The organism is Micromonospora sp. NPDC050200, from assembly GCF_040656135.1.
Taxonomy (GTDB): Bacteria; Actinomycetota; Actinomycetes; order Mycobacteriales; family Micromonosporaceae; genus Micromonospora.
Genome location: NZ_JBFALG010000107.1, coordinates 1 through 10,670, shown reverse-complemented (window position 1 = coordinate 10,670; position 10,670 = coordinate 1). Strand labels below are relative to the sequence as shown.

General features: G+C 67.8%; 7 protein-coding genes and 2 pseudogenes. 3 read left to right on the top strand and 6 right to left on the bottom strand.

Annotated elements, in window-relative coordinates; genetic code table 11:
• Positions 1-109 precede the first annotated feature (109 nt).
• The 4 genes and pseudogenes from AB0I41_RS33500 to AB0I41_RS33485 all read right to left on the bottom strand — a co-directional run bounded on the left by AB0I41_RS33500 (position 110) and on the right by AB0I41_RS33485 (position 5,689).
• Positions 110-814, bottom strand: coding sequence for a hypothetical protein (locus tag AB0I41_RS33500; RefSeq protein ID WP_357115059.1), 705 nt, complete (start codon positions 812-814; stop codon positions 110-112).
• 436 nt (positions 815-1,250) lie between these two features.
• Positions 1,251-2,461, bottom strand: a pseudogene (locus AB0I41_RS33495) (tyrosine-type recombinase/integrase).
• Between the two features lie 3 nt (positions 2,462-2,464).
• Positions 2,465-2,674 (bottom strand): helix-turn-helix domain-containing protein, encoded by a 210-nt coding sequence (locus tag AB0I41_RS33490; RefSeq protein WP_357115057.1) that lies wholly within the window; start codon positions 2,672-2,674, stop codon positions 2,465-2,467.
• A gap of 1,095 nt (positions 2,675-3,769) precedes the next feature.
• Positions 3,770-5,689 (bottom strand): hypothetical protein, encoded by a 1,920-nt coding sequence (locus tag AB0I41_RS33485; protein WP_357115055.1) that lies wholly within the window; start codon positions 5,687-5,689, stop codon positions 3,770-3,772.
• A gap of 186 nt (positions 5,690-5,875) precedes the next feature.
• Here AB0I41_RS33485 and AB0I41_RS33480 point away from each other — a divergent pair, with 186 nt between their 5' ends.
• Together AB0I41_RS33480 and AB0I41_RS33475 are read left to right on the top strand one after the other, a co-directional pair.
• On the top strand, positions 5,876-8,605 hold the full coding sequence (locus tag AB0I41_RS33480; protein ID WP_357115053.1) for a transcriptional regulator: 2,730 nt from the start codon (positions 5,876-5,878) through the stop codon (positions 8,603-8,605).
• Between the two features lie 306 nt (positions 8,606-8,911).
• Positions 8,912-9,157: pseudogene (locus AB0I41_RS33475) on the top strand (prepilin peptidase); the annotation flags it as partial.
• 397 nt (positions 9,158-9,554) lie between these two features.
• Here AB0I41_RS33475 and AB0I41_RS33470 read toward each other — a convergent pair.
• Together AB0I41_RS33470 and AB0I41_RS33465 are read right to left on the bottom strand one after the other, a co-directional pair.
• Entirely contained in the window at positions 9,555-9,722 is a 168-nt protein-coding gene (locus tag AB0I41_RS33470; RefSeq protein ID WP_357115061.1) for a hypothetical protein, read from the bottom strand.
• Between the two features lie 178 nt (positions 9,723-9,900).
• Positions 9,901-10,152: a hypothetical protein gene (locus AB0I41_RS33465; RefSeq protein ID WP_357115051.1), complete on the bottom strand. Its 252-nt coding sequence runs from the start codon at positions 10,150-10,152 to the stop codon at positions 9,901-9,903.
• Positions 10,153-10,206: 54 nt separating this feature from the next.
• On the opposite strand from AB0I41_RS33465, the gene AB0I41_RS33460 reads away from it, so the two are divergent.
• Positions 10,207-10,530 carry a metalloregulator ArsR/SmtB family transcription factor gene (locus AB0I41_RS33460; protein WP_357115049.1) on the top strand — a complete coding sequence of 108 codons (324 nt, stop codon included), beginning with the start codon at positions 10,207-10,209 and terminating at the stop codon, positions 10,528-10,530.
• Positions 10,531-10,670: the final 140 nt, after the last annotated feature.

Below are 10,670 nucleotides of genomic sequence, written 5' to 3'. Positions count from 1 at the left end.
CGCCTGGTCAACCGCCAGATCCTGACCGAGACCGAACCCGGAATATTCGCCCTTGCCCCGAAAAGGACCTAACCTTCCGAACCGCCCTCTGAGACCGGAACAACAGGGCTCACTGGGCCGACGGACGGTTGACCTCGATCATGTCCCGCAGGTGTAGGAGCTGACCCGCCTCACGCTGGGGAATTCCGTTGTTGCGGCGGCTCCATCGGATGCCTGACGAGTCGGTGAAGGTGACGATGACCTCGCACAGCTTCGCGTCGAGGTCAGGGTTGTCACCGATGCTGGTGTAGGACGGGTCAAGCAGGATCACGACCACTTCCCTCTGGCCTGGAGCGATGAACTCGGTTCCGTTGTGCTCAACGGTTCGACTGCCGGGCAACACGACTTCCACGACCACCCAGTGGATCGGGTCGGTTCCAAAGTTGAGGACGGAAAGTTGGACCCTGCTGAATCTCGTTGCCCCACCGGAGCTGATCGCAAAGCCGCCGTGAGGGAAGCGGACATCTGCGGTGATGACCGTCCGCGCTCGGCTCTCCTCACCCGTCCGGCGCTCCTCTGCAAGCTGACGACGTGCCTCGTCAGCCTGCCTTCGCTCGAACACCAGCAGGGCGGCAGCGGCCACGGCGGCGGCCAGGCCGGCGAACACGCCGAAGACGCTGCCCCATGCCTGCATCCAGTCCGTGACCTTCGGCTGTTCCTGACCTGCGGGCGTCCGGTAGGCCACGGAGATGGCGGCGGTGGTGAGAGCTACGGCGAGCATGAACAGCGTCACGCTGCCAGCAATCAGCAGCCACGTCTTGCGATCAAGCTTCACCCGGGCATCATGCCGGGCTCGTCCTGTGCTGGTGCTGTCGGCTAAGCGACAGGCCGCGACAACTCCGGGGGGACGTAGCCGGGCTGGAGGTAGGCGGCAGCGAACGACGCTCGGGGACGTTCTCTGGCGCCACGCGCGATACAGCAGTTCCGGCGCAAGGTCGAGGCCCGTCGCGTACAGCACCGAAGTACAGCATCCCAGCCAACCGCCTCAAGTCGTGACCGCACCATCTCGTGCTCCTTGACCTCGAATGCGACCTCACGCAGGCGGATCGCCGAGGTCTGGGGGTCAAGGGGTCGTCGGTTCGAATCCGGCCGTCCCGACAGACAAAAAGCCCTGACCAGCGGAAACGCTGATCAGGGCTTTAAGTTTGTCTATGGGGTTTTGAACCGCCCCCCGAAAACCCCCCATTTACCGGGGTCGGCAACCGGGTTTGTCATCCATGTGCATCGTTGGGCACCGCAGGTGCGGGACGCCCCCCACGGTCGGCACCGAGTCGCTCAAGGATGTCCGAGACGTCCGGGGCTTGAGCGGGCTTGGCGATGTAGTACGTGTCGGTTACCTCCTCGCTGGAATGCCCAAGCTGTGCTGCGGCGCTCTTCGTGTCGGTCTCTTCCTTGATGAGGGTGGCCACTGTCTTGCGGAAGGTGTGGGGGGTGACCCAGGCGAGGTTGGTGTCGGCGCGAGCCTCACGCCACTGACGGCGGACGTTGTTGGGCGACAGCCAGGTGCCGCGTCGGGAGGCGAAAATCGCGTCGTGGGGGTTGTCGGCGGCGACGAGTTTGCGGGCCAGGATCATGCCGACGGCGAACCGGGGCAGGACGACCATCCGCCAGCCGGCGTCGCTCTTGGTCCAGGGTTGGCGGAAGAAGCCCTTGCCTTTGACGAAGACCAGCGTGCCGCAGATCGTCAGGGTGGGGCGTTCGGCGGCGAGGTCGAGGTCCTCCCATCGCAGGGCAAGGATCTCGCCGATGCGGGCGCCGGTGGCGAGCATGAGGTCGACGATGTCCGCCAGATCGCCGCTGTGCCGTGGTCCAGGCTTGCCGGGGACCGGTCGCTGCCACTCGCGGATCGCCGTCCGGACGGCCTGGAGATTTTCGTCGGTGAGGGCGACGACCGTGCGGCGGGGTTTGCGTAGCCGGCTGGTGTCGCGTAGGGGTTGGTGGGGATCGCGCCGTGGCGCACGGCCAGGGCGAACATCTGGCTCAGGACGACTTTCGCGCCTTTGGCTGCCGAGGGACGGTCCTTGGCGATATCACGCAGGAACCGATCCAGGCGGCCGACGCTGGCTTCCCGGATCCGGAGGTTGCCCAGGGCGGGCAGGATCGCGCTGCGCACGCTGGTCTCGTATCGCTGGATGGTTTGTGGTGCGATCCGTTCCTCGGTGGTGATCTCTTCGATCCACAGGTCGGCGAGTTTGCTGACGCGGGTCTCCCGGGTGATCTCGTCGTCGTTGGGGGTGGTGCGGTCACGTAGCTTGACCTTCAGCGCCCGTTCGGCGGCCGGGCCGGTGGTGTCGGTGGCCTCAATGTCGCGGGTCTTACCGTCGTAGTCGCGGAACCGGGCTCGGGCGCGGAACCGGTTGGGCCCCAGCTTCTGGGTGCGGATCTTGCCCCAGGTGCCGAGGGGCAGTTCAGGTCGGGCCATGGATCAGCGCTCCGCGTCGGTGTGGTCGTCGAGCCAGCGTTCGACCTCGCTGCGCCGGTAGCGCAGGGTGTTGCCGACGCGGATTGCGCGAGGTCCCTTGCCTCGGCTGTGCCAGGCGTAGAGGGTGTTCTTGGGCTTGCCCAGCCAGGCGGCGACGTCGTCGATGGTCAGGAGAGGGTCTGGCCGCCATTCCGGGGCGGCTGAGCCGTTCATCGCTGGCCCAACGTGTTGGTTGAGCCGGGCAGTCGGCGTCGCGTGGCGCGGCCGGCAGGTTGCCGGCGACCGGTGCCACCTGACGGCGCGGTTCGGGGGTGGGGCGGGCATGGATCTGTCCTTTCAGAATTTAAGCCTGACCGATATCGGGGGTCATTGGCACTGTCGCTGCCATACACGGTCGCGGGATTTACCGACTGTGGATGTTTATCCACCCGTTTCGTTCGTATGGTGTCAAGCCTCTCGTTGATTTCTGTAGCGGTTGGATTCCGCGGACACTGCGGCTCGTGCGGGCGGGAATCCTGGCCCTGAATTTCCAGACTCCAGGCCGGTGAATGAGGGGCGCCTGCGGAGTCTCCGCCCGGTAGTAGTGAGGCATTGCGGGATTTCGCACGAGGCTGAGGTGCATAGGAGTTTGTTGAGCGAGTTGCAGGGTGCATTCGCTTGGCCTGCTCGAAATCGATGCAGACTCGGAGATTTTGAAACGTTTCCATGTTGGGGCCTCTCGGTGAGGGTGTGGTGCCCGCGTTCGCCCTGGTAGCGGTGCTGCCCAGCGGGGTTTCGTATGTCTGCCAGCGCGGCCGAGTTGGAGGATCCTGAGATCGGCGTGCTGGCCGGACTGCTCGCCCATATGTCGGGCGGGCCGGCCGACTCGAAGTCCGGTGGCGCATGGGTCACTCGGAGTGCATTCGGTCTTGGCTCGGTTAGCCATCACAGTGGCCGACCTGGATGATCAGGATTGCTGATGTTCTTCGGCGGCTTACGAACCTTGCCGAAAACTGAAAAAGCGAGTGCCGGCTGAGTCTTTCGCTCAACCGGAACTCGCCTGCTGCTCTACGTATCGCTGTTACAGGTGTAGCATTTCGCCTATTTCCGACTCGTCAGGCGTGTCAGGAGGTCTCTGGCCGTTTGTTGACTCTGGCGGATTGCTGGCTCAGTTGCCGTGACGCAGCTGGGTAAGAAAGCTCAGACGGGCAATGGGTCATGTTGTTCGAGGATCTGCTGCTCGCCGACGAAGACGCTGGGCGGGTGATCGATGCGATTGCCGTCGTCGTCCTCGGCGGCGTAGATGCGGTGGCAGCGGCCCGAGGAGCTTCAGCCGCCCGGGCGGTCGGTGAGGCGGCGCAGCGCTGTTCCTGGCTGGGGGAAGGCGAGCCGCAGGGTGTGTGCGGTGAGTCGGATGCCCCACCAGGTGAGGGCGGCGAGGTAGCCGACGATGAGGGCGCTGTTGGTGTCGACGGTGAATACGAGGGCGTAGCCGATGGCGAGGCCGGGTGCGGTGATGGCGCGGATCGTGCGGCTCCGGCTCATGGTTAGGGCGGTGGCTACGCCGACGACGGCTGCGCCGATGCTGCCGGCGATGCCGGCGATGTTGTTCGTGGAGATGGGTGTCGTGAGGGTGAGGGCGGCTCGCATGAGGTAGATGCCCGCGGTGGCGGTGATCGCGTGGGTGATGACGGGGCGGGTCATGGCGAGCCAGGTGGGCAGTGCGTCAGCCGGGATGCGGGGTGCGGTGGCGGCGATGAGGGTGGCGCAGACAGTCAGTGGTAGGGCGGCGCCGAGGGTCCATTTGAGGTAGGGGGTGTAGTCGAATTCGACGGCGGTGCCGGTGGCGAGGCCGTAGAGCGCGGCGGTGAGGGCGCCGCCGACGGCGGCGGTCAGGTATCCACGTCGGATGAGGCTGCCTGTTGTGGGTTCGGGTGTTGACGCGGTGGGTGTTCCGGCGAGCCAGGTGGTGGGTGCCAGGTGCGCCACGGCGAATGCGGTGAGCATGACGAGTGCGCCGGCGGCGCCGAGTTGCGGTAGCGAGGTGCGGACACCGACGACCCAGGTGCTGTAGGTGGAGATGTAAGCGGTAAGCACGGCTTGCAGGAGCAGAGCCAAGGAACAGGCACCGAGGAGCAGAGCGCCGGTGAGGTCGCTGACGCGTAGGCGGACGCGGGGTAGCCGTGCGGCGGCTGCGGGGCCTGGTTGGTGGGTGGTGGTGAGCGAGAGGGCCCCGTCAGCGAGGGCGTGGGGGTGGTCGATGAGCGTGGGGGTGATGCCGGCGGCTGCGGTGAGCGCTTCGGTCAGCGCGGGTACGCCGAGGGCTGGTCTGAGGACGACGCCAGCGAGGTGCGTTTTGTCGACGTCGGCCGCGTCGAGGAGTCCGTCGACTGCGCCGGGTATCTGGTCGAGGAGGGGCTGCGCGGCGACCGTGATGTCGTCGCGGGTGATGACGGCGGGTTGGCGGGGCGCGGGCAGCAGGATTGGCGCTTGGTCTTGGGTCGCGAGCAGACGCCTGGCGGCCCGGACGGATTCAAGGAGGGCACGTCGGCCGTCTGCTTCGTCGTTATTGGGCGCGGTCATCGCCGCTCGGAGCGGGTCGGAGTCGGCGGTTGCCGTCCGGGCGATGCGTTGGGCGATGAGGTGGTCGAGGCCTCGGGCAGGACTGATCTGTTGTGTCGCTAGTTCGCGGTAGCCGTCGGCGACGGTCTGCAGGACGGTGAGCATCGCCGGTTCGCGGTCTGCCTGACATACGAGCAGGCAGGAGCTTTCTGGCACGGTGACGCCGAGCGTCGTGGCGTAGGCGGCGAGGGCGGCCGGTGCGGTGACCAGGGTGGGAGGTGGAAATCCCGCGCGGGTTGCTGCCTCGCTGATGTGTCCGCAGCGGCGTGGTCCCCATGTCGGCGGAACAGTCACAGTGAGCGCGGTGATCGGCCCGTTGACTTGGACGGCAGCATGATGGGTTACGTGCCGCAGCACGGCGGCGAGCAGATCCACCGGGTCGGGTTGCGTTGCATCGGCGGTGTTGGTGGGCTGGCCGAGGAGGTCAGTGGGGTTATCGACGAACCGATGGTCTACCGGCAAGGACATCGCGGCCAAGGTGTCGAGACCGACGTAAATCTCCCCTACGGGGTCGATGGCGACGCCAGGCGGCATGACGAGGCGACCGTCGATGAGGATGGGGATCTTCAGGCTGTGGCGGCTGACAGTGGCCGCGATGGCCGACGAGCTTAGGTCGATCGACAACACAGTGCCCCCGCTTGGCATGAGGGGCAGTCTCGCCCGTGAGGTCGAGCTGGTGTCACCCGTGATCCGCTGAACGTGACTCTTTGTGCATAGATGGTGAGAATCCTTCGTGGTGATAGTCGAAGGCAATCACTCTCGTGTATGTGGAGAAGATCAGCGTTCAACCGCCAGGGGGTGAAGGTGTCGCAGATGCGCCGGGACAGAGGCGACAGACTCGCCGAGTACGGTGCACGAGCCACCGTCCGCTTTCCACGCGATTCGCTGCCGCGCCGCGCGCGGCCGTCCCTGGCCGAGGCTGTTCGCGCCGCCATCGGTGCCGGCCTCTTCTTGGTGATCGTTCCGGCGCTGCTGTGGGCTGCGGGTGGGAACCCGCTCCGTCGGCTGCCGGCCTGGTCGCAGATCCCAGACTGGTTCGAGCGCTCGAGTGGACGGTTCACACCGGACTTCCTCATCGGTGCGGCGTTTTGGGCGATGTGGCTGCTGTGGGGGGCGCTTACACTGCTCCTGCTCGCTGAGATCCTCGCGGCGGTGACACAGTGGCGTATCCCCATACTCAGGCTGCCGGCGCCGCTGCACCGGCTCGTGTTCGGTTTGGCCGGCACCGCTGCGCTCGCCGTCACCCCCGCCGGCTCCCTCGACGCGGCGGTGCATTCGGATCGGCCGTCTACACCCGCCGCCGCGACCCAGCGCGCCGACGTTCCCCGGCAAGCCGCGGCCCGTGGGCCCGCCATCATCCACGTCGCCGACCAGCGCTACCTCTACACGGTCGAGCGACACGACACCTTGTCCAAGGTCGCGAAGGAGTGGCTTGGCGACGCGGGCCGGTGGCCGGAGGTCTGCCGCCTGAACGAGCACCGGCACTTTCCTGTCGGCGGTGTCCTGCGTGACTGCGACCTCATCTACCCCGGTTGGGAGCTTCGCCTACCTGCCGACGCCCGCCCACCACAAGCCGCCAAACCAGCAACGCCCCCCACGCCCCGGTCAGGCCGGCCTGCGACACCGCCCTCATCGCCGAGTGCCGCCCCGGACCCGCCCGGTCCCGCCGTGCCGCCACCCGCGCCCGAGCAACCAGCCGCCATTCCCACCACCACGCGGTCGGCAACCCCCAGCGGGTCGGTTTCGTCGCCAGCACCGTCGTCCGGGGTCTCCAACCCTGCCGCGCCGCCCCCAGTCACGCACACTCCAACGACGGCCGAAGACGACCGAGGTGTGGATCTGTCGGACTCCGGTTGGCTGCCCTGGTCGCTCGCCGCCGCCATCAGCGCCGCCGCCGCGATGGTCTGGCTGCAACGCCGCCGTCGATACAACGGCGAGCTTGACGATGATCTGCCCACCGAGCTGCCCCCGCCGGTGGTCCAGGTCCGCCGCGCCGTGGCCGCCCGCAACCCCGAGCCGTCGAATGCGAATAGCGACGACGGCCCGCCGCCGGCTCTCGCACCCGACCTCGGGGCACTGCCGACCGGCGGAACCGGAGTCGTCGGCGACGGCGCGCCCGCTGCCGCCCGCGCCGCCCTCGTCGCCGTGCTGGCCTCCGGCGGCCTGCACCACCCCGACGCCCGGGGCGAGGTCGTCATCGACGCCGCCACCATGGCCACGCTGCTCGGCCCGGCCGCGGTACCCCTCAGCCCATGGCCACGCCTGCACGTGACCGACAGCATCAACGACGCGCTCACTGTCATCGAGTCCCGGCTGCTGCACCGCAGCCGCATCCTCGACGAACACGCCCTAACCGACTTGGACGAGCTGCGGCGGACAGTGCCCGACGAGGAAGCGCTACCGCCGGTCATACTCATCACCGAGACCCCACCCCCCGGTGCCCACATGCGAGCTAAGGTTGCCCTCGCCTTGGGTGAGGGTCTGCACGTGTCCGCACTGCTGCTCGGCGAATGGGCCCACGGCGCCACCGTCGAGGTCGCCCCGGACGGACACACCAAGCTCATATCCGGGCAGTCCGCTGAACCGGTGCCACCGCGACTGCCCGTGCTCGAACCGGCCGCCGCCGTCCAGATTCTGACCACGCTCCGCGAGGCGCAGACCGGCGAACCGCCCGCGATCACCTCACCAGCCGTACCGGTCACGATCGTGCCCCTGCACGCCTGCCGCACCGACATCACGCCAACCGCCACGAACCCGCCTACCCCGACCGCCGTCAACCCCACCGGCGACACCGTCTCGGGACGGGCGCGGCTGCGCGTGCTCGGCACACCGCGCATCGAAGGCATCACCGCGGAAGGCCGGCCGCTGCGAGCCAAAGCCCTGGAACTGGCGGTGTACCTCGCCGTGCACCCAGACGGAGCCGGCACCCGCGACATCGGTGAATACCTCGAACCCGACGCCCGCATCAGCCAAGCTGACCAACGGGTACACACCAACGCCTCGAATTTGCGGCACGTGCTCGGCCGGGCCGGCACCGCTGAGGCGAAGAACGCCTACGTCATCAAGTCCGCCGGACGGTACTTGCTCGACCCGGTGACCGTGGACGTCGACGTGTGGGCCCTGCGCGACCTGATGCGCAGCGCCACCATCGCCACCGAGCCGCGCCGCCGCGAACTCCTCACCGCCGCCTGCGACCTTTACACCGCACCCCTCGCGGACGGCCAGGACTACGAGTGGCTGCAGCCCCACCGCGAGACGGTCCGTTGCTGGGGCACCGAAGCCCACCTACTGCTGGCCGACGACCTACTCGACACCAACCCACAGGCAGCATCCGACCTGCTCGACAAGGCCATCAGACTCGATCGCTACAACGAAGCCCTCTACACCAAGGCGATGCATGCCCGACACGCCCTCGGCGACGCCGACGGCATCCGAACCCTGCTGCGCGCCCTGACCAAAGCCCTCGCCGACCTCGACGCCGAACCACAGGAAGACACCATCACGCTCGCCACACAGCTGCGTAACAGCCTGGACGAGAATTGACCGTGCCCGCCAGGCCGCCCCGCGCACGTTTGCTCCGCCTGCTGGCGCTCGTGCCGATCCTCCGCCGGGCCATCGCCGTGCAGTCTGTGCCGGACAGTCAGCCGTGGCGAGCCGCATACTCATGCGGACAACCGCTGTGGATCTACGCCATCCGTCCGTTCGGTCGCTTACACCGCGTCCGACCTGCGCATCGGCGCGCGCCCCCGTAAACCGTCGAAACCGCCACCACGCTGGCCGCCGTCGCCCCTCCCGCTGTCGGGCCGGACCAGCTGGACACTGGCCTCCTTCGCGTGGCAGGTAGCCGGAATGAACGTGCTCATCTTCCTTGACCAGGCCGTCATGCGACTGCCGCATCGGATAACGGCCGTCACGACGGCCGGGTTCCTCGGCCTGCTCGCCGCAGGCGGCGATCGTGCGATGGCCGCGTCCATCGTCTCCGGGTTGGCGCTCACCGATTTCCTCGCCATCCTCGCCTTCGCGCCGGGGCAGATGGGCGGGGGTGATGTTGCCCCTGCGGTGCCGGTCGCTACCGCCCTCGGCTGGCAGAGTTGGCCGCTGTCTACGCCGGGTCGTTGCTCGGTCGCGGTGGCGCCGCCATCACCGCGACCAACATCCACTTTTGTCGATGCAGCGGATGCAGCGGTCCCAAACGTGGCCCGCGTCTGGCGCAAGGCCGCACCTCTCAGACAAGTTTCACGATACGGGTATTCTGAGTGCTCGCACAAGCGGCATCGACTACAGGCACACGCTCATGCCGCGCTGCGAGCACGCCGCGCCTGTCGCCTGTCGCAACCATGGCAGATCCGCCACGGCATCCGAGAAGATCATGACAATCCGCCTGCGGCGATTCCGCCTGACGGCGATGTAGGTTCTCGCGTGGCTTGCCGTCTGGCGGTGGTCTGGCCAGGGCGTGCGTGCGGTTTCTCGGCCCGATGTCGCCCGATCCTTCTCAAGATCGTGTCGCTTTCTTCGGCGTGGCGATCTGGCCGACCGCCAGCCGGTGTCTGGCGTTGGCGAGGTTCGCGCCGGCGAGCAGGGTGAAGATGTAGCGGCGGGCGTTGAGTTGGCGGGTGGTCTTTCCGGGTGCGCGTCGACGCGGTAGCAGAGTTCTTCCCACTGGCGGCGGTCCATAGCTTCATGCCGCGACGGGCAGGTCGGCCAGGCGCCATTCGCGCATGCCGTCGGCGAGCCGGGCAGCGCGGCGGCCGCGGCAGGTGAGCAGCCTGACGGCGTCGTGGGGCAGCACCCAGTACGAGCCGCGGCAGTAGGCGACGACCTCGACATCGTCGGGCAGGTCAGCGAGCCGGCCGGGCAGCTGGTCGAGGGGATGGAGACGGCACCGCGGATATGGCCTGCGGCGTACTCCTCGGCCGGCGCACGTCGACGGCGACGACCTCCCCAGCGGCGAGCCAACGCTGCAGCTCGCCGCGGTCGACGGCCTGCGCGGAGCGGGTGCCGGCGACGTCGCGTAGCAGCGCGTACAGGGCGGCGACGTCTGGTCCGGCGAGCCGGTAGTAGATCTTGGTGCCGTCGCGGCGGGTCGCCACGAGTCCTTACCGGAGCCTTGACTCCTCGCATTGGTAAGTTCTAGCGTACCGTTCGTGGCTACTTACCAAGCGGCCGATGGTTGGGACGCCCTGGGTGACCCGACCCGGAGGGCCATCGTCGCGTGCTTGGCGGAGCGTCCGCAGGCCGTCGGCGAGCTCGCCCAAAAACTGCCGATCAGCCGGCCCGCAGTGTCCCAGCACCTGAAGGTGCTCAAGGACGCCGGCCTGGTCACCGACCGCGCAGCCGGCACCCGCCGGGTCTACCAGCTCAACCCCGCAGGCGTCGCCGCCCTGCGCGATCAACTAGACGCGTTCTGGAATCGCGCCCTGGACGGCTATCAGGACGTCGTCGAACAACCGACCGAGGAGGACTCATGACCCAGGCAGCCGATGTGGTGGTGCGCCGGCAGATCATCGTGAACGCGCCACTCGAGCGGGCATTCACCGTGTTCACCGAACGGTTCGGCGACTTCAAGCCCAAGGAGCACAACCTGCTCGGTGCGGCGATCGCCGAGACC

Excerpts from the sequence above, each read along its gene's own strand:
- AB0I41_RS33490 (WP_357115057.1), bottom strand. The coding sequence starts at position 2,674 with ATGAACGGCTCAGCCGCCCCGGAATGGCGGCCAGACCCTCTCCTGACC.
- AB0I41_RS33480 (WP_357115053.1), top strand. The coding sequence starts at position 5,876 with ATGCGCCGGGACAGAGGCGACAGACTCGCCGAGTACGGTGCACGAGCC.